Origin of the sequence: Roseovarius mucosus, assembly GCF_002080415.1 — a bacterium.
Lineage (GTDB): Bacteria > Pseudomonadota > Alphaproteobacteria > Rhodobacterales > Rhodobacteraceae > Roseovarius > Roseovarius mucosus_A.
The window spans coordinates 2,778,851-2,795,405 of record NZ_CP020474.1; the positions used below are offsets into that span (position 1 = coordinate 2,778,851).

At 61.8% G+C, this 16,555-nt stretch carries 20 protein-coding genes; 12 read left to right on the forward strand and 8 right to left on the reverse strand.

Going from position 1 to position 16,555, the window contains the following annotated elements; all coding sequences use genetic code 11:
• The first annotated feature begins 257 nt into the window (after positions 1–257).
• The 5 genes from ROSMUCSMR3_RS13280 to ROSMUCSMR3_RS13300 all read left to right on the forward strand — a co-directional run bounded on the left by ROSMUCSMR3_RS13280 (position 258) and on the right by ROSMUCSMR3_RS13300 (position 3,676).
• Positions 258–890, forward strand: coding sequence for an ATP-dependent Clp protease proteolytic subunit (locus tag ROSMUCSMR3_RS13280; RefSeq protein WP_008279297.1), 633 nt, complete (start codon positions 258–260; stop codon positions 888–890).
• A gap of 146 nt (positions 891–1,036) precedes the next feature.
• Positions 1,037–2,305: an ATP-dependent Clp protease ATP-binding subunit ClpX gene (clpX, locus tag ROSMUCSMR3_RS13285; RefSeq protein WP_008279296.1), complete on the forward strand. Its 1,269-nt coding sequence runs from the start codon at positions 1,037–1,039 to the stop codon at positions 2,303–2,305.
• A gap of 159 nt (positions 2,306–2,464) precedes the next feature.
• The gene (locus ROSMUCSMR3_RS13290) at positions 2,465–2,848 is read left to right on the forward strand and encodes an NADH:ubiquinone oxidoreductase subunit NDUFA12 (RefSeq protein WP_008279295.1); all 384 of its coding nucleotides are present in this window, start codon (positions 2,465–2,467) and stop codon (positions 2,846–2,848) included.
• A gap of 10 nt (positions 2,849–2,858) precedes the next feature.
• Complete coding sequence (gene mlaD / locus ROSMUCSMR3_RS13295) at positions 2,859–3,320, forward strand: outer membrane lipid asymmetry maintenance protein MlaD (RefSeq protein WP_008279294.1); 462 nt, start codon at positions 2,859–2,861, stop codon at positions 3,318–3,320.
• Positions 3,317–3,676, forward strand: a complete 360-nt coding sequence (locus ROSMUCSMR3_RS13300) for a DUF2155 domain-containing protein (RefSeq protein ID WP_037296714.1) — start codon at positions 3,317–3,319, stop codon at positions 3,674–3,676. The genes mlaD and ROSMUCSMR3_RS13300 overlap by 4 nt, the downstream gene beginning before the upstream one ends.
• On the opposite strand, the gene aat is transcribed toward ROSMUCSMR3_RS13300, so the two are convergent.
• The gene (aat, locus tag ROSMUCSMR3_RS13305; protein WP_008279292.1) at positions 3,643–4,284 is read right to left on the reverse strand and encodes a leucyl/phenylalanyl-tRNA--protein transferase; all 642 of its coding nucleotides are present in this window, start codon (positions 4,282–4,284) and stop codon (positions 3,643–3,645) included. The two genes, ROSMUCSMR3_RS13300 and aat, sit on opposite strands and share 34 nt — an antisense overlap.
• Before the next feature lie 91 nt (positions 4,285–4,375).
• Here aat and ROSMUCSMR3_RS13310 point away from each other — a divergent pair, with 91 nt between their 5' ends.
• A complete protein-coding gene (locus ROSMUCSMR3_RS13310) occupies positions 4,376–5,062 on the forward strand; it encodes a class I SAM-dependent methyltransferase (protein WP_081507606.1) in 687 nt (228 codons plus the stop codon).
• A gap of 27 nt (positions 5,063–5,089) precedes the next feature.
• Here ROSMUCSMR3_RS13310 and ROSMUCSMR3_RS13315 read toward each other — a convergent pair whose 3' ends face one another.
• Complete coding sequence (locus ROSMUCSMR3_RS13315; RefSeq protein WP_081507607.1) at positions 5,090–5,503, reverse strand: PaaI family thioesterase; 414 nt, start codon at positions 5,501–5,503, stop codon at positions 5,090–5,092.
• Positions 5,504–5,593: 90 nt separating this feature from the next.
• Here ROSMUCSMR3_RS13315 and ROSMUCSMR3_RS13320 point away from each other — a divergent pair, with 90 nt between their 5' ends.
• The gene (locus ROSMUCSMR3_RS13320; protein WP_081507608.1) at positions 5,594–6,460 is read left to right on the forward strand and encodes a LytTR family DNA-binding domain-containing protein; all 867 of its coding nucleotides are present in this window, start codon (positions 5,594–5,596) and stop codon (positions 6,458–6,460) included.
• On the opposite strand, the gene pdeM is transcribed toward ROSMUCSMR3_RS13320, so the two are convergent.
• From pdeM to ROSMUCSMR3_RS13335, 3 genes are read right to left on the reverse strand one after another with little or no spacing between them, the layout of a single operon-like run.
• Complete coding sequence (pdeM, locus tag ROSMUCSMR3_RS13325) at positions 6,448–7,125, reverse strand: ligase-associated DNA damage response endonuclease PdeM (RefSeq protein WP_008279288.1); 678 nt, start codon at positions 7,123–7,125, stop codon at positions 6,448–6,450. The two genes, ROSMUCSMR3_RS13320 and pdeM, sit on opposite strands and share 13 nt — an antisense overlap.
• 43 nt (positions 7,126–7,168) lie before the next feature.
• On the reverse strand, positions 7,169–9,577 hold the full coding sequence (locus ROSMUCSMR3_RS13330; RefSeq protein ID WP_081507609.1) for a ligase-associated DNA damage response DEXH box helicase: 2,409 nt from the start codon (positions 9,575–9,577) through the stop codon (positions 7,169–7,171).
• Between the two features lie 44 nt (positions 9,578–9,621).
• A complete protein-coding gene (locus tag ROSMUCSMR3_RS13335; protein WP_081507610.1) occupies positions 9,622–10,323 on the reverse strand; it encodes a response regulator in 702 nt (233 codons plus the stop codon).
• Positions 10,324–10,470: 147 nt separating this feature from the next.
• Here ROSMUCSMR3_RS13335 and mce point away from each other — a divergent pair, with 147 nt between their 5' ends.
• Entirely contained in the window at positions 10,471–10,875 is a 405-nt protein-coding gene (mce, locus tag ROSMUCSMR3_RS13340) for a methylmalonyl-CoA epimerase (RefSeq protein ID WP_008279285.1), read from the forward strand.
• Entirely contained in the window at positions 10,875–11,159 is a 285-nt protein-coding gene (locus ROSMUCSMR3_RS13345) for a DUF1467 family protein (protein WP_008279284.1), read from the forward strand. The genes mce and ROSMUCSMR3_RS13345 overlap by 1 nt, the downstream gene beginning before the upstream one ends.
• On the opposite strand, the gene ROSMUCSMR3_RS13350 is transcribed toward ROSMUCSMR3_RS13345, so the two are convergent.
• Positions 11,125–11,832 (reverse strand): EI24 domain-containing protein, encoded by a 708-nt coding sequence (locus ROSMUCSMR3_RS13350; RefSeq protein WP_081507611.1) that lies wholly within the window; start codon positions 11,830–11,832, stop codon positions 11,125–11,127. The genes ROSMUCSMR3_RS13345 and ROSMUCSMR3_RS13350 overlap by 35 nt on opposite strands.
• Positions 11,829–12,407 carry a nitroreductase family protein gene (locus ROSMUCSMR3_RS13355; protein ID WP_081507612.1) on the reverse strand — a complete coding sequence of 193 codons (579 nt, stop codon included), beginning with the start codon at positions 12,405–12,407 and terminating at the stop codon, positions 11,829–11,831. Before ROSMUCSMR3_RS13355 ends, ROSMUCSMR3_RS13350 begins: the two co-directional genes overlap by 4 nt.
• Positions 12,408–12,520: 113 nt before the next feature.
• Here ROSMUCSMR3_RS13355 and ROSMUCSMR3_RS13360 point away from each other — a divergent pair, with 113 nt between their 5' ends.
• Positions 12,521–12,775: a DUF167 domain-containing protein gene (locus ROSMUCSMR3_RS13360; RefSeq protein WP_081508633.1), complete on the forward strand. Its 255-nt coding sequence runs from the start codon at positions 12,521–12,523 to the stop codon at positions 12,773–12,775.
• Here the strand turns inward: ROSMUCSMR3_RS13360 and ROSMUCSMR3_RS13365 are convergent.
• A complete protein-coding gene (locus ROSMUCSMR3_RS13365; protein WP_008279280.1) occupies positions 12,763–13,548 on the reverse strand; it encodes a DeoR/GlpR family DNA-binding transcription regulator in 786 nt (261 codons plus the stop codon). The genes ROSMUCSMR3_RS13360 and ROSMUCSMR3_RS13365 overlap by 13 nt on opposite strands.
• 238 nt (positions 13,549–13,786) lie before the next feature.
• Between ROSMUCSMR3_RS13365 and glpD the strand changes: the two genes are divergently transcribed.
• Together glpD and ROSMUCSMR3_RS13375 are read left to right on the forward strand one after the other, a co-directional pair.
• Complete coding sequence (gene glpD / locus ROSMUCSMR3_RS13370; RefSeq protein WP_081507613.1) at positions 13,787–15,448, forward strand: glycerol-3-phosphate dehydrogenase; 1,662 nt, start codon at positions 13,787–13,789, stop codon at positions 15,446–15,448.
• A 16-nt stretch (positions 15,449–15,464) separates the two neighbouring features.
• Positions 15,465–16,553, forward strand: coding sequence for an ABC transporter ATP-binding protein (locus ROSMUCSMR3_RS13375; RefSeq protein ID WP_081507614.1), 1,089 nt, complete (start codon positions 15,465–15,467; stop codon positions 16,551–16,553).
• Positions 16,554–16,555 lie beyond the last annotated feature (2 nt).

Consider the following 16,555-nt stretch of genomic DNA (forward strand, 5'->3'; position numbering starts at 1 on the left):
TAGGATCCTGATGCTGATTTGGGTGTATCTAGGTCGTTTTTGCCGGATGTGCAAAACTTGGCCGCATTTGCGCGCGAAAAAGTGAGCAGATGTGGCGCGCAAAGCGCCATCGCTCAGGGGCTCTGCTACAAAATCGAGCGATGCCCTTGCAGCCCCTTGGGCGCAACACTAAGACTCCTTTAGGAACTGACCGGCTATGGTCGGAGTGATTGACAAAGCCTGACGGCAACGGTCGGGCGCAGGACAGGCGGGCTGTAATGAAAGACCCTATGGACATCTACATGAACACCCTCGTGCCGATGGTGGTCGAACAGACCAGCCGGGGCGAGCGGGCGTATGATATTTTCTCGCGCCTGCTTAAAGAGCGGATCATTTTTCTGAGCGGCCCGGTGCATGACGGCATGTCAAGCCTGATCGTGGCACAGCTCTTGCATCTTGAGGCGGAGAATCCGTCCAAGGAAATCAGCATGTACATCAACAGCCCCGGCGGGGTCGTGACCTCGGGACTGTCGATTTATGATACGATGCAATACATCAAGCCCAAGGTCAGCACGCTGGTCGTGGGTCAGGCGGCCAGCATGGGCAGTCTGTTGTTGACCGCCGGCGAGCCGGGGATGCGTTTCTCGCTGCCCAATAGCCGCGTCATGGTGCACCAGCCCTCGGGCGGGTATCAGGGGCAGGCGACCGATATCATGATCCATGCGCGCGAGACGCAAAAGCTCAAGGATCGGTTGAACGAGATTTATGTCAAGCACACCGGCCAGACCCTGAAAAAGGTCGAAGAGGCGCTGGAGCGCGACAATTTCATGTCCCCCGAAGAGGCCAAGGCCTGGGGCTTGATCGACGAGATCGTGGCCAATCGCGACAAGGGCGACGAAGCCGCGAAGTAAACGTGATCCGGCCCAACGGCGGGCCGGATATTTTCGGATTGTGGTGCCATACGGCCTGACTTAAGCTGAAGGGTAGCACAGATCACAGACGAGGCCCCGCGCGGGGCGCATGCACGGCAGACGGCGCAGGGCCCGAAAGGTACGGAATGGCGAATAACTCAGGCGGCGACAGCAAGAACACGCTCTATTGCAGCTTTTGCGGCAAAAGCCAGCATGAGGTGCGCAAACTGATCGCAGGGCCGACCGTGTTCATCTGTGATGAATGTGTCGAACTCTGCATGGATATCATCCGCGAAGAGACCAAGACCGCCGGTATCAAGTCGAGTGAGGGGATTCCCGCACCGCGCGATATCTGCAAGGTGCTGGATGATTACGTGATCGGTCAGGCGCGCGCCAAAAAGGTTCTGTCTGTGGCGGTGCATAACCACTACAAACGGCTGAACAATTCCGGCAAGAGCGATATCGAACTCAGCAAATCCAACATCCTACTGATCGGCCCCACGGGCTGCGGCAAGACCTTGCTGGCGCAGACCTTGGCGCGAATCCTCGATGTGCCCTTTACCATGGCCGATGCCACGACCTTGACCGAGGCTGGTTATGTCGGCGAGGATGTCGAGAATATCATTCTCAAGCTGCTCCAGTCGTCCGAATATAATGTCGAGCGCGCGCAGCGTGGCATCGTCTATATCGACGAGGTTGATAAGATCACCCGCAAGTCCGAGAATCCCTCGATCACGCGCGACGTGTCGGGCGAAGGCGTGCAACAGGCGCTCTTGAAGCTGATGGAGGGCACAGTGGCCGCCGTGCCCCCACAGGGCGGGCGCAAGCATCCGCAGCAGGAATTCCTGCAAGTGGACACGACAAACATCCTCTTCATCTGCGGCGGCGCCTTTGCCGGTCTGGACAAGATCATCGCGCAACGGGGCAAGGGCAGCGCCATGGGCTTTGGGGCTGATGTGCGTGATAATGACGCGCGCGGCGTCGGCGAGATCTTTACCGATCTCGAGCCGGAGGACCTGCTCAAGTTTGGCCTTATCCCTGAATTCGTGGGCCGTTTGCCGGTGATCGCAACGCTGGAAGACCTCGACGAAGAGGCGCTTGTGACGATCCTGACCCAGCCCAAGAACGCACTGGTCAAGCAGTATCAGCGCCTGTTTGAGTTGGAAGGTGCGCAGCTGAGCTTTACCGAGGACGCGCTCAAAGCTGTGGCAAAGCGTGCCATTGCCCGTAAGACGGGCGCGCGCGGTCTGCGCTCGATTCTCGAAGATATCTTGCTCGACACGATGTTTGAATTGCCGAGCATGTCCCATGTCGAGGAAGTTGTGGTCAACGAAGAGGCGGTCAATTCCGATGCCGCGCCTTTGGTCATCTACGCCGAAAGCAAGGGCAAGAAGGAAGGCGCCAGCGCGGGCTGATCCCGCCCGCCGTGCCGACCCAAAATCGAATCAAAAAGCCCGCAACAGTCGTGTTGCGGGCTTTTTGTTGGGGCCCCTGTCCTGTCATGCGGTGTTGCGGGCACTGGACCTTCGCCATCAAATCCGCCATATCGGGATTGAATGATGTCGGAGGGTCGAATGGGCATTCTCAACACCTTGCTGCGCGCCGTTACTTGGTGGAACGGGCAGACACTCAATACGCAGCTCTACACTTGGCGCAATGGCGTCAGGGTGGGTGAGGATGCGCAGGGCAATGTGTTTTACCGCACCCGCGACGACAAGCGCCGCTGGGTAATCTTCAATGGCGAGGCCGAGGCAAGCCGCGTTGATCCCGATTGGCACGGTTGGCTGCATCATACCTATAAAGAGCCGCCGACCGACAAACCACTTGCCCATAAGCCTTGGGAAAAGCCGCATAGCGAGAATCTGACCGGCACGCCGCTGGCCTATGCACCCGCAGGGTCGATCCGCCGCGCAGCGCCCGCAGAGCGGCGCGATTACGAGGCATGGTCACCGGAATAGGGACAGGAAAATGTCTGAGAGTAAAGCCGAGGTTCTGGTTGGCGGCGTGGTTCTGGCTGTCGCAGTCGGATTTTTGATCTATGCGGGCAAGACCACCGGCATGACCACGGGCAGCGCGCGTGAATATCAACTGAGCGCCAGCTTCCGCAGCGCTGATGGCGTCAGCGTGGGCACCGATGTGCGTCTGGCTGGGGTCAAGGTTGGCCGGGTCACGCAGATCGCGCTTGACCCGGAAACCTACCGCGCCAAGACGACCTTTACCGTGCAAGAAGGCATCAACGTGCCCGATGACAGCGCTGTCGCGATTTCCTCTGAGGGGCTGTTGGGGGGCAATTACGTTGAAATCATGCCGGGCGGCTCGCCCTTTGCTGTTGAACCGGGCTCTGAGATCGAATTCACCCAAGGGTCGGTCAGCCTTGTATCTCTGCTGATGAAATTCGTCTCGGGCGGCGAGGGAGAGACGGCGCAATGAGAGCGCTCTGGCTCGCTCTTATGCTCTGTCTAGGCGCGGGCGTGGGAACGGCGCAGGAAGTGGCGGCAGTTGCGCAAGGCGCGTTGTTGCGTGGCCTCGACAAGATCAACGGCAGCGCACAGGATCTGGAACTGGCCAACGGGCAATCGGGCGTGTTTGGCTCGCTCGACGTGGTCTTGGGCGAGTGCCGGTATCCCCAAGACGACCCGGCCGCAGACGCCTATGCCTATCTGACAATTTCCGAACAGGCGGGTGGCGCGGTGATCTTTTCCGGCTGGATGCTGGCCTCTTCTCCGGCGCTGAATGCGTTGGAACATCCGCGCTATGACATCTGGGTCCTGCGCTGCAAGATCTGACGCGGATCAGGATCGAACGCAGGGCGGGTGATATCCGCCTCCTCCTCCATCGCATCCTCCAAAAGCGCGCGATATTGCGTGCGCGGAATTTCCAACGCACCTAGCCGCCCCAGATGCGGCGTGATGAACTGTGTATCGAACAGGCGAAATCCACAGAGGGCAAGATGGTCGGTCAAATGTGCGAGGGCGAGTTTCGACGCGTCGGTGCGCCGTGAAAACATGCTCTCGCCAAAAAAGGCCGCGCCAAGCGCCACGCCATAGACCCCGCCAACCAAGTGCCCCTCTTGCCAGATTTCCAGCGAATGACCATAGCCCTGACGATGCAGTGCCATATAGGCGCGGTGGATTGGCGGGCTGATCCACGTATCGGCGCGGTCGGCGCAACCGCGCAGCACCGCCTCGAAATCACGGTCAAGCGTGGCCTCATAGCGGCCTTGCCGCATCCGGCGCGCCAGCGACCGTGAAATGTGGAACCCATCAAGCGGCAGAATCCCCCGGCGGTGCGGATCAACCCAGAACACCTCGGGATCGTCGCGGCGTTCCGACATGGGAAACACACCAGAGGCATAGGCCTGAAGCAAGAGAGCGGGGGTCAGGGGTGTTGTCATGGGCCTGCGTACTGAACCAAATCGCGCTTAAGGGTTTGCTATCTTTTGTCATGTTACAAGACCAAAGGCGATACAGGCTGATGGGTGTGTGATGACGATCATGGGGTATGGGTTCAAACGGCAGGCGGACGATGACAAAACCGGCGGCTTGAACCGGGCGCAGGCGCGGCATGCGCTGTTGGTGGATAGCTATCGCCATGCGATTGCCGATTCGACGGTGATGCTGATCGGGGCTGGCGATGGGGCATGGTGCTATGCGTTGGCGGCGGCGGGGGCCTTGCAGGTGGTGGGGATCGAAACGGATGCCACCATGGTCGAGCGGTTTGGCCGGCTGCCTGATGTCGGATTGCGCGAGCGGATTGATCTGCGCTGTGCCGATCCGGTCGAGGAAATCCGATCAGAGGTGCGGGCCGGGCGGCAATATGATGTGATTGTGCTTTTTGATCTCTTGGAAAAGGTGGCCGACCTGCATGATCTTTTTGAATTGATCCGGGATCTGCACCCGCGCCTCGTGGTGGTGGATGGCCGATTTGTAGATACCGAAGATCCTGTTCTGTGGATTGACCGCACGCGCGAGGCGGTGGCAGGGCGCGCGCGCCCGGCGCTTGTGCCGGGGCGGGGGGCGGTTGCCATGGTGGCCTATGATACCGGCTTTGATCTTGATTGGATCGACTGGTCCGTGCTCGACCCAGAGGTGCGGATCGGGCTGGAAGATTACTATGTCACAGGGCTGGGAATGCGCGCGAGTTTCACCCTGACCCCGGAAATCACAGCCTGACGGCGCGTGGTGATTCCTCGTCCACACTCAGATCGGGATCATCGTGCCGGTGAGCAGGGCAATATGGGTCTCAACCCCATCCTGCAGCGCATAGACATCCGCCTGCACGATCACAAGGCGACGCCCGGGCTTGATCACCCTGCCACGAGCAATCAGGCGCTCTCCTTGCGCTGGGGCGAGCAGGTTGATTTTCATCTCGGTGGTCAGCACCTCGGCCCCGTCGGGCATCAGGCTGAGCGCGGCATAGCCCGCCGCACTGTCGCCAATGGCAAAGGTCAGACCGGCATGGCCAAAGCCGTGTTGTTGCCGGCTGCCGGGCAGAATGGGGGCCTCGATCACCGTGGCCCCGTCAGAAAGGGCCACAAGACGCGCGCCCAAGGTGGTCATCATCGCCTGCGCCGCAAAGCTGCGGCGAATTTTCTGTTCAATGTCAGGGGACATTTTCCGAGGCTTTCCCATTGTTTATGATGTCACGTTACGTTGACAGTAAATTGAACCACTCTGGCGACGTTAGGTTGGACTAGAGCAATCATGCTGATAAATGCATATGAAATGGGAACGGACAAGGGTGGCACGTTGAACTGGTCTGATCTGCGCCTGCATTTTGTGGATACGTTTTCACTGCTGTTCTCGTCCGTGACATTCTATGTTTGGACGGCCACATTGGGCTTTGCGGTTCTGGCCGGCCCGTTCGGAAGCTATGATACAATGAGCTGGCCGATCCGCACCGCCTATTGGGCTGCGGTCATCACGGCGGCCATCCTGGTTGGCTTTGCTGCCCGGGCGACCATGCGGGCGCTCTTGGGGGGGCGGCATCCGGCGCTTTTCGATCTTGGCGCAAGTTTTCTTGTCGGCATCGCCCTTGGTCCGTTGATCTGGTTTCTGCGCGGCTGGATGGACCCGATTTTGGCGCATGAGGATCTGAACCCGATCAAGATTACCCTCAACAGTTTTCTGATTGCCTGCGGGGTTTTTGTTGTGCGGCGGCAAATCGGTGCCGAGGCGCCGACCAGCTATTGGTCGCAGCCTGCGCCCAAGCCGGAGACGCCGGCGCAAACCCGGTTGCATCGGCGGCTGTCCTGCCCGCCTTTTGCCGAAATACACCGTCTGTCCGCCAATAACCATTATGTCGAGGTGGCAACCAGCGATGGTATCGAAACGCTGCGCTTGCGCCTTGTCGATGCGATCGAAGAGATGGAGCCGGTTGCGGGCATTTGCACCCATCGGTCGCACTGGGTTGCTTTTGCTGCCATCAGCGGCACCGAGCGCGAGAGCGGTGGCAAGATATTCCTGCTGCTCAAGAATGGCGATCGCGTGCCAGTCAGCCGAAAATACCGCCCCAACCTCGAGGCGGCGGGGGTGATCGACAGTCTCGATGCGGTGTTTCAGGCGCGATAAGTGCCGCGGGGCATGGGCACCGCATGGGCCATGGCCCCGGTCAGCACCGCCACCGCATCCCGCCGCATCAGCCCGGTAAGCACCGGATCGTCAGACCAAAGACCGCCGGTATAGGTGCCAAACGCGGGCAGAATGATCCGGTCGCTGTCGATCAAAAAGGCGGGGCGGCTCAGGCTGCGGCCCTTGAGGGCCAGCCGCACCTTGGGGTGATAATGCCCCGAGATTTCACCGCTGTGCCCCGCGCGGGCGATATGGCGAAACAAGAGCGGCGGCACCGGCAGTTCGGCCATATGTGCCCCGCCAAGGTCAATCGGACCCGGATCGTGATTGCCCTCGATCCAGACCCATCGTCGCCCCGCCTGCAATTTGGCGATCCACAGCTTTTCCGCCTCGGGCAGATGCATGGCGGCGGCGCTGTCATCGAAACTGTCACCGAGGCAGATCACCGTTGCCGCCCCAGTGCGGCGCAGATCGCTTTCGAGCCGGGTCAGCGTGTCGCGGGTTTCATAGGGGGGCAGGGGCGGTTCGCCAAGGCGCGCACGCCGTAGCGCCTTGCCCAAATGCAGGTCCGAGACACACAGCAAATTGCGCGCCTCCCAATACAGCGCACCCGAGGGCAAGGCCGTCAACGCCGTTCCAGCGAGGGTGAATCCGTAACCGTTCATGCGGCATTGGTGCCGCTTTGCCGATGAAATGGCAAGACCGTGCTCAGGGTGCAAGACCCGCCGCCGCCAAGAGCCGCGCGCTTTCTTCGGCCAAAAGCCGCTCTTGCGCGGCCCCCTCCACTGGCATGCGTCCCGCTTCAAGGAAGAGTGGCGCCGCAAGCGGGCTGACCCGTGCCAGCCGCCGCAGGGTGATGCGTCCTGCAACGCGCGCCAGCATCTCTTCGATGCGGCCAAAGTCCACCAGCCCGCGCATCGCCTCTTGTCGGGTAATATCGAGCAAAAGATGGTTTGGGTCGTATTTCACCAGCGTGTCATAAAGAATATCCGACGAGAGCGTCGCCTGCCGCCCGTTCTTGCGCGCGCCGGGGGTGTTGCGCTGAATAAGCCCGGCAATCGTGGCCGAGGCGCGAAAAGTGCGCTTCATCACCGCATTGGACATAAGCCAGCTTTCCAGCCCTTCGCGCAGCGCATCGGGGGCAAAGAGGGGGGCCGCATCCGTCACCGGCTCCAGCCCCCAGATCAGCGTGGCGTAATCGGTGGCAACGAAACCCAGCGGCGCAAGGCCCGTCTCCTCCATCCGTTTTGTCACCAAAAGGCCCAGTGTCTGCATCGCGTTGCGCCCGGCAAAGCCGTAGATGCACAGATGTTCGCGCCCGTCATGGGCAAAGCTTTCGATCAGCAGGCTGTCAGGTTCCGGCATTTGCGACACCTGCCGTTGCAGGTGCAGCCAATCGCGCACCGGGGTGGGCAAATCCGGCCAATCGGGGGCCCCGAGCATGTGCAGGATACGTTCTGACAACTGCGTCGAGGTGGCGAATTTGGTGCCCATATAGGTGGCAATCTTGGGCTTGCGGCCGGGATCACGGCTGACCTCAACCACCATTTCACGCAGCGATTCAAAGCGCACGATCTGCCCGCCGATCAGGAATGTATCGCCGGGGGTGAGAGTGGCGGCAAAGCCCTCTTCGATTTCCCCCAAGGGTTTGCCGCCGCGCGTCCGCCGCATCCGCACCTTGAGCGTGTCTGTGTCCTGAATGGTGCCGATATTCATACGAATAAGCCGGGCAGAGCGCGGATCACGCAACTGCCAGAGGCCATCGGTGCGCTGTTGCAGGCGCTGCCATTGGTCATAGGCCCGGAGCGCATAGCCCCCCGTGGCGCAGAATTCGAGACAGGCGTCGAACTCGGCACGCGTCAGCTGCGCATAGGCCCCGGCCCCGATCACTTCGGCAAAGAGCACATCCGCCTCGAACGGCCCCGCACAGGCGCGGATCAGGATATGCTGGCACAGCACATCGCGTGGCCCCGGCCCGCGCGCCTCGCCATCCAGATCGCGGGCGCGCACGGCCTCAAGGGCTGCGCGGCATTCCACCACCTCGAACCGGTTGGCAGGCACCAGACGCGCCTTGGACGGGGCATTGTAGCGGTGATTGGCCCGCCCGATCCGCTGCACAAGGCGTTTGACATTCTTGGGCGCGCCCACCTGAATGACAAGATCGACATCGCCCCAATCCAGCCCCAGATCGAGACTGCCGGTGCAAACCACGGCGCGCAGATCGCCGCGCACCATCGCCGCCTCGACCCGCTCGCGCTGCACCCGGTCAAGGCTGCCGTGATGAATGCCGATGGGCAGCGCGTCGTCATTGGCAAGCCAGAGGTTGTGAAAGAAAATCTCGGCCTGCGCGCGGGTGTTGTGGAAAATCAGCGTCGTCTTGTGCTGTCGCACCGCATCCAGCACGGCGGGAATGGCATAGGCGGCACCGCCCCCGGCCCAAGGGGGCGGCTCCGTGGTCTCCAACATGGCGATATCTGGTTCCGGCCCCGGATCGGCCATGAGGATCGCGCAATCTGACCTGCCCTGCGCCATGTAGCGCGCGAGGGCAGGCGGGTCCTCGACCGTGGCCGACAGGCCCACGCGCCGCATGTCGGGGCAGAGCGCCTGAAGCCGGGTCAGCGCCAGCATGAGCTGATCGCCGCGCTTGCTCTCGGCCAAGGCATGCACCTCGTCGATCACAACGCGCTTCAGGCCTGCAAAAATGCGCGGCGCATCCTCGTAAGAGGTCAGCAGCGCAAGGCTCTCGGGTGTGGTCAACAGGATATGGGGCGGGTCGGCGCGTTGGCGGCGCTTGGTATGGGCAGAGGTGTCGCCGGTGCGATCCTCGATCCGGATGGGCAGGCCCATTTCTGTCACAGGCGTGGTCAGGTTGCGCCGAATATCCGCCGCGAGCGCCTTGAGCGGCGAGATATAAAGCGTGTGCAGCCCGGCGTGATCGCCTGTTGCCAAATCCGCCAAGGATGGCAGAAACCCCGCCAGCGTCTTGCCCCCGCCTGTGGGGGCGATAAGCAGCGTCGCAGGATCATCCGCCCGCGCCAGCATCTCCGCCTGATGCGGGTGAAGCTGCCAGTTGCGGGCAGAAAACCACGTGGCAAGAGGGGCGGGAAGGGCGCACATGACGCCCTATCTAGCGGTGGGCTGCGGCAAAGCAAAGCGGCCTGCTAGAGCGCCGCCTGCGCCGCCAGCCTTGCCGTGATCAGCCCCATGACCCGCGCAATCCCCGCCTCGGGACAATGCCCGGTCAGCCCTGCCGCGGCCTCGGCCAGACTGGTATCCTCGGCGGCCCGTGCAACGCTGGCCAGAAACTGTGCCGCATAGCTTAGGATGTCGGGCGTGCGATCATGGCTCAGCAGGTTTTGCACATGGTCAAGATCGTCGCGGTACGCCAGCGGATCGGGATGGATCACCTCGGCCTGCACCGCATAGGGGCCAAGGGGCCGCCGGTCGGCGGGCACATGGCGCAGCACCTCTTGCTGAAAGATGCCAAGGCTCGCCACCGGCTTGAGCAACAGCCCATCGGCCCCGGCCATGCGCGCCCGCGCCTCGGCCCCGGCATCGCCGCTGGTCGCGAGGATCACCCCCACACGGGGCAATGCGCGGGCAAGCTCGGCAATCAGATCCTCGCCGCGCCCATCGGGCAGGCCCAGATCAACGATCACCACCGACGGGCGGTAGACCTGCAAATGCCGCCGCGCCGAGGTCAGGCAATCGGCGCGCCGGATGCGTGCGCCGCTGCGCAGACACATCAGGCGCAGCGCCTCTGAGGCAAAGCGGCTATCCTCGACCGCCAGAACGGTCATGCCCAAAAGCGGGCGTTGGGCGTTGGGGGTGCGCGGGCGCGCAAGGCTGTCAAGATCGGTCATCGGGCGCATCCTTCTGTCACGACATCCCCGCAGCATGGCCCGATTGTGGTGAACGCAAGGTTAATGCGCGGGTTGCGTCCCCCTGTCGCTTGTCAGTTCCTGCGTTCATCCCCATAACAGGGAAAATTCATGCGAAAGGATTGCCCCATGATCGGACGCCTCAATCATGTTGCCATCGCCGTGCCGGACCTTACCGCCGCCGCCGATCAGTATCGCCATGCGCTTGGCGCGAAAGTGGGCGCGCCGCAGGACGAGCCGGATCATGGCGTGACCGTCGTCTTCATCGAATTGCCCAATACCAAGATCGAATTGCTCTATCCCTTGGGCGAAAACAGCCCGATCCAAGGGTTTTTGGATAAGAACCCCTCGGGCGGGATTCACCATGTCTGCTATGAGGTCGAGGACATCATTGCCGCGCGTGACCATCTGAAATCCACCGGCGCGCGGGTGCTGGGCAGCGGAGAGCCCAAGATCGGCGCGCATGGCAAGCCGGTGCTCTTTCTGCACCCCAAGGATTTCAACGGCTGCCTCGTGGAACTGGAGCAGGTCTGATGGGCGTTACCTCGGCCATCGTGCTCTTTGCTGTGATCTGGTTCATGACGTTTTTCGTCGTGCTGCCGATCCGCATTCAGACCCAAGGGGATCTGGGTCAGATCGTCCCCGGCACCCATGCGGGATCACCCGAACATCACCACCTCAAGAAAAAGGCGTGGATCACCACCGGCATCGCCATCGTGCTGTGGATCATTATCGGTGGCACGATCATTTCGGGAATGATCACGGTGCGCGATCTGGATATGTTCAACCGGATGGCCCCACCCGCCGCGCCTGAGTAGCGTGGAAGATATGGGTAAAGGTGGCCGCGCCCACGATCGGAATAAGCAGGTTCACCAGCGGTATTGAAAGCGGCATCGCCATCAAGACACCAGCCGCCCAAATGGTCAGACGATGTTTCTTTCGCAATGTCTTGGCCCCCGCGCGCCCGACCCGGCGCATGGCGACAAGTTGGAAATATTCCATCCCGAGCAGATAGCCGTTCAAGCCCCAAAAGATGAAAAGCGCAAAGGGCGTGAAAAGCGCGTAGAGAAACAGCGCCACAATATTCGCACCGATGATGACGCCCAAAAAGTTGATCGTGTCGCGCAGCGCCTCACCAAAGGGCACGATGCTGGCTGGGGGCAGGTGCGGATAATGCCGGTCCTCCACCGCCTGCGCCACAGTATCGAGAAACATCGAGGTGATGGCAGAGGCGACCGGCACCATCAGGAATACCGACAGAACGATCATCAGCAGGAACGACGCGCCGCTCAAAAGATCGCCCAGCCATGTCACCTCGCCGAGCAGTGGCAGGGTGGTGCTGTCGCCCACAGCCACCTGAATGAGCCAGAGCACACCAGCATAGGCCGCGATCAGCAGGGCCAGCGTCAGACCCACTCCCAAGAACAGCACCTTGCGAAAGCGCGGGTCGCCGATCTGACCCAAAGCCTTGAAGAAACTGGCGAAAATCATTCCGAAATCCAAGTGGTGATGGTGTCGATGTCTGGGCGCGGTCGCTCGGGCGGGGCGGCCCCTTCGGTGCCGATATGGAGAAAACCGGCGATACGCTCGTGTTCGGTCAGCCCAAGGGCGGTCTGCGCGAAACCCCGGTCATGGCTGGGCCAACCGCTCAGCCAATTGGCCCCCCAACCTGCGGCAAGGGCAGCATTCAAGAGGCTAAGACAGACGCAGGCCGCCGAATAGGTCTGTTCGATCGCCGGAATCTTGTCCGAGGGTTTCGGGCTCTCGATCACGGCAACCGCCAGATGCGCATCGGCGAATTGCGTCTCGGCCTTGGCGATATCCTCGGGGGATTTGCCCAGCCGCGCGCCTGCTTCGGCCACCAGCCCCGCCAGCCGCACGAGGGCCGCGCGTTCCAGCACGATCAGGCGCCACGGCTCCAGCTTGCCGTGGTCGGGCACGCGGGTGGCTGCGGCCAAGAGCGGGCGCAGGGCGTCGCTGTCGGGCACCGGCAGCCCCAGCGTCTTGGCTGGGCGCGAGCGGCGCGACAGCAGAAAATCAAGGGCGGCGGGATTGGGCGTGGGCATCGGTGTCTTTCTCCTGCAAGGCCCCCCACATGTCGGCAAGCGCGCGCCCGGGGTCAAGCCCCGATGCTGCAAATCCTCTTGGACAGGCTCAAGCCAGCCGCTATTGCGGTGCCATGGACATCCCCGACCTCAGCGCATTGGCCCAGCCCGGCACCACCCTTACCCTGCGGGTCACGCCCAAGGCCGCGCGCAATCGCATCGTTGCAGAGGATGACGTGCTGCGGGTCTATGTCACCACCGTGCCCGAGGATGGCAAGGCCAATGCCGCCGTTCAAAAACTCTTGGCCAAGGCGCTGGGCGTGCCAAAATCGCGCCTGACCCTGCTGCGCCGTCACACCAGCCGGGACAAGGTGTTTCAGGTCGACTGACGCTTGCCCGGCATGCCCGCCACCTGCACCCGTGTTCCCCAACCAATACAGTTTTCAGCCAGAGGTGCCGGCAAGGGGCGGTCGGTAAAGACCTGATCGACATCGCGAATAGACCCAAGCCGCACCGGCGCACTGCGCTGGAATTTTGAGTGATCGGCGACCAGAAACACCTCGCGCGAGCGGTTGAGCAGGGTCTGGCCCACCACCACCTCTTGAATGTCGAAATCGAGCATGTCGCCGTCCTCGTCCAGCGCGGAACATCCCAGGATCGCGTAATCGAACTTGAAATTCTCGATGGTGCGCGCGGTCAGATTGCCGACCAAGCCATTGTCGGATCGCCTGAGCGCGCCGCCTGCCACGACAATCTCGCAATCCTTGTTGGTCAGCAGGATTTGCGCCACGTTCATATTGTTGGTGACGACCATGAGGTTGCGATGATCCATCAATTCGCGCGCCACCGCTTCGGTCGTGGTGCCGATGTCCAGAAAGACCGAGGCATTATGTGGAATAGCCGCCGCACAGGCGCGGCCAATTGCGGCCTTGGCAGGCTCATTGAGGCGGCGGCGTTCCTCGTACAGGATATTGGACACGCCAGACGGCAGGATTGCGCCGCCATGCACGCGCTCCAGCTTGCCCGCATTGGCAAGTTCGGTCAGGTCGCGGCGGATGGTTTGAACGGTGACATCAAAGCGTTCTGCGAGATCCTCGACCGTAACCTTGCCTTCGGCGCGGGCAATTTCGAGAATGTCGGGTTGGCGAAAGCTCTGGGACATGGCGGGCCTTGATCGGTTACAGGTTCGATTATGTTCGTTTTGGGGATCTCTGCAAGCAAAGCCTCCGCCGCGCTGCGGCATGGCGGACGAATCGACAGCCCGGATCGCCTGCTGGCGCGGTGTTGGGTGGCAAAATCCGTTCGTTCGCCCGTTGAAGTGAGGTGGGTTTGGAAAATTATTGAATAAAATCAATAGGTGTATTTTAAAAAGAAACAAAACGAACATTCATTCTTGACCGATGTGGTTAAAAAATGGTTCGTTTGCGCTCATCTTACGGTGGGAGGGGTGCGTGTCGCAGGGCCGCGGGAACACAGTGATCGACCTGTTCGTCATCGGCGGCGGCATCAACGGCTGTGGCATCGCCCGTGATGCGGCGGGGCGTGGATTGCGGGTCGAACTGGCCGAGATGAACGATCTCGCTTGGGCCACGTCAAGCGCGTCGACCAAGCTTTTCCATGGCGGCCTGCGCTATCTCGAGTATTTCGAAATCCGGCTGGTGCGCGAGGCGCTGATCGAGCGCGAAACGCTGCTGCGTGCGATGCCGCATATCAGCTGGCCCATGCGCTTTGTTCTGCCCTACCACCGCGATATGCGGTTCGAGGGCGAAACGCCGACCTCTCGCATCCTCAATCTGGTCATGCCATGGATGAAGGGGCGGCGGCCCGCTTGGCTGATCCGTCTGGGGCTGTTTCTCTACGATCATCTTGGGGGCCGGAAAATCCTGCCCGCGACCTCTACGCTTGATCTGCGCAAGACGCCCGAGGGCGCGCCGCTCAAGGACAAGTTCACCCGCGCCTATGAATATTCCGACTGCTGGATCGAGGATAGCCGCCTTGTCGTGCTCAATGCACGCGATGCTTCGGCGCGTGGTGCCCGCATCCGCACCCGCACCCGCGTGCAATCAGCCGAGCGTGCGGGCGATCTGTGGCAGGTAACGCTCAAGGATCAGGAAACCGGTATCACCGAGGTGGTGCAGGCACGCGCGCTGGTCAATGCCGCCGGACCTTGGGTCAAGGATGTGATCTCGGGCACGCTGCGCCTTAATTCTGCCGAGGGGGTGCGGCTGGTGCGTGGCAGCCATATCGTGACGCACCGCCTGTTTGACCATGACAAATGCTATTTCTTTCAGGGCACCGATGGGCGGATCATCTTTGCCATCCCCTATGAGGGGGATTTCACCCTGATCGGCACCACCGATGCCGAACATGGGCAGGCCGATAGCCGCCCGGAATGCACACCGGAAGAGGCTGAGTATCTCTGCCGCTTTGCATCCGAGTATTTCCAGACGCCCGTGACACGCGCCGATATCGTCTGGACCTATTCGGGCGTGCGCCCGCTTTATGACGACGGGGCCAAATCCGCCACCGCCGCCACCCGCGACTATGTGCTGACATTGGCCGAGGGGCCGGGCGCGCCGCTTTTGAACATCTTTGGCGGCAAGATCACCACCTACCGCAAATTGGCCGAGGCAGCGCTGGCCAAACTGCGGCCCTTCTTTCCAGAGGCGGGCGCGGATTGGACCGCAGGCGTCGCCCTGCCGGGGGGTAATTTCCCCGTTGACGGGTTTGACTCGCTGACAGAGAGTCTGCACCGGGCCTATCCGTTTCTGACGGCGGCAGGGGCGCGCCGCTTGGTGCGCGCCTATGGCACCGAGGCGCAGGATATTCTGGGCCAAGCGCGCGAAGCAGCCGATCTTGGCCCCGATTTCGGGGCCGGTTTGACCGGGGCCGAGGTGCGTTGGCAGATGGACCATGAATACGCCCGAACGGCGGCGGATGTGGTCTGGCGGCGCACCCGTCTGGGCCTCAAGATGACCGAGGCGCAGATTGCAGCGCTCGACGACTGGATGCAGCACGAGCGCGGCCTTGATCGGGCTGCCCCCGTGGCTGCCAAGGGATAACGGAGGGATCGACCGCATGGCGCTGACACTCAAGGGGGTATCGAAACGTGTGAACGGGCAGGTGCATATTCACCCGACCGATCTCACGCTCGAGGCTGGCACGATGAACGTGCTTCTGGGCCCGACCCTCTCGGGGAAAACCTCGCTCATGCGCTTGATGGCGGGGCTTGATGTGCCTGCAACAGGCCGCATTCTGTGGAACGGCGCGGATGTGACGGGGATGCGCGTGCAGGATCGCCGCGTGGCCATGGTCTATCAGCAATTCATCAACTACCCGTCGATGACCGTCTACGACAACATCGCCTCGCCCCTGCGCCTGATGGGCAAATCCAGCGCCGAAATCGACGCAGCGGTCAAGAAAACCGCCGACCTCATGCAATTGTCCCCGATGCTGGCGCGCAAACCGCTAGAGCTGTCCGGCGGCCAGCAACAGCGCTGCGCGCTGGCCCGCGCGCTGGTCAAAGAGGCGGGGCTGGTGCTGCTGGATGAGCCGCTGGCAAATCTTGATTACAAGCTGCGCGAGGAATTGCGCGCGGAGATTCCCAAGATTTTCGAGGCTGCTGGCAGCATCTTTGTCTATGCCACAACCGAGCCGGAAGAGGCGCTGCTTTTGGGCGGCAATACCGCAACCCTGTGGGAGGGGCGTGTCACGCAGTTCGGCCCCACGCCGCTGGTCTACCGCCAACCGCGCGATGCCACGACCGCGCGCGTCTTTAGCGATCCGCCGATGAATTTCCTCAGCGTCACCAAGACCGGCAACCGCATCCTCTTTGGCGATGGGCAATCGGCCGAGGCGCTGGGCAGCATGGCCGCTCTGGCGGACGGCACCTATACGGCGGGTTTCCGGCCCAATCATCTGGAACTTGATCGGCATACCGCCGATGCGCTGACCTTTGACACACGCCTCAACGTGACCGAGATCACCGGGTCAGAAACCTTTGTGCATCTGGATCACCATGGCGAGCGCTGGGTGGGTCTTATCCACGGGGTGCGCGATCTGAAACTGGGGGCGGCGTTGCGGGTCTATCTTGATCCGTCGCATGTCTATGTATTCGGGGCAGATGGCGCGCTGGTCGCACCCGCGCCCTATGCCGAGGCGGCGTGAGG

Coding starts and splice junctions, on each gene's coding strand:
- ROSMUCSMR3_RS13335 (WP_081507610.1), bottom strand. CDS start 10,323: ATGACCGATCTTGACAGCCTTGCGCGCCCGCGCACCCCCAACGCCCAA.
- ROSMUCSMR3_RS13310 (WP_081507606.1), top strand. CDS start 4,376: ATGACGATCATGGGGTATGGGTTCAAACGGCAGGCGGACGATGACAAA.
- ROSMUCSMR3_RS13350 (WP_081507611.1), bottom strand. CDS start 11,832: ATGATTTTCGCCAGTTTCTTCAAGGCTTTGGGTCAGATCGGCGACCCG.
- ROSMUCSMR3_RS13375 (WP_081507614.1), top strand. CDS start 15,465: ATGGCGCTGACACTCAAGGGGGTATCGAAACGTGTGAACGGGCAGGTG.
- ROSMUCSMR3_RS13360 (WP_081508633.1), top strand. CDS start 12,521: ATGGACATCCCCGACCTCAGCGCATTGGCCCAGCCCGGCACCACCCTT.
- mce (WP_008279285.1), top strand. CDS start 10,471: ATGATCGGACGCCTCAATCATGTTGCCATCGCCGTGCCGGACCTTACC.
- ROSMUCSMR3_RS13345 (WP_008279284.1), top strand. CDS start 10,875: ATGGGCGTTACCTCGGCCATCGTGCTCTTTGCTGTGATCTGGTTCATG.
- aat (WP_008279292.1), bottom strand. CDS start 4,284: ATGACAACACCCCTGACCCCCGCTCTCTTGCTTCAGGCCTATGCCTCT.
- ROSMUCSMR3_RS13330 (WP_081507609.1), bottom strand. CDS start 9,577: ATGTGCGCCCTTCCCGCCCCTCTTGCCACGTGGTTTTCTGCCCGCAAC.
- glpD (WP_081507613.1), top strand. CDS start 13,787: ATGTGGTTAAAAAATGGTTCGTTTGCGCTCATCTTACGGTGGGAGGGG.
- ROSMUCSMR3_RS13280 (WP_008279297.1), top strand. CDS start 258: ATGAAAGACCCTATGGACATCTACATGAACACCCTCGTGCCGATGGTG.
- ROSMUCSMR3_RS13355 (WP_081507612.1), bottom strand. CDS start 12,407: ATGCCCACGCCCAATCCCGCCGCCCTTGATTTTCTGCTGTCGCGCCGC.
- ROSMUCSMR3_RS13320 (WP_081507608.1), top strand. CDS start 5,594: ATGCTGATAAATGCATATGAAATGGGAACGGACAAGGGTGGCACGTTG.
- ROSMUCSMR3_RS13315 (WP_081507607.1), bottom strand. CDS start 5,503: ATGTCCCCTGACATTGAACAGAAAATTCGCCGCAGCTTTGCGGCGCAG.
- mlaD (WP_008279294.1), top strand. CDS start 2,859: ATGTCTGAGAGTAAAGCCGAGGTTCTGGTTGGCGGCGTGGTTCTGGCT.
- pdeM (WP_008279288.1), bottom strand. CDS start 7,125: ATGAACGGTTACGGATTCACCCTCGCTGGAACGGCGTTGACGGCCTTG.
- ROSMUCSMR3_RS13290 (WP_008279295.1), top strand. CDS start 2,465: ATGGGCATTCTCAACACCTTGCTGCGCGCCGTTACTTGGTGGAACGGG.
- ROSMUCSMR3_RS13300 (WP_037296714.1), top strand. CDS start 3,317: ATGAGAGCGCTCTGGCTCGCTCTTATGCTCTGTCTAGGCGCGGGCGTG.
- ROSMUCSMR3_RS13365 (WP_008279280.1), bottom strand. CDS start 13,548: ATGTCCCAGAGCTTTCGCCAACCCGACATTCTCGAAATTGCCCGCGCC.
- clpX (WP_008279296.1), top strand. CDS start 1,037: ATGGCGAATAACTCAGGCGGCGACAGCAAGAACACGCTCTATTGCAGC.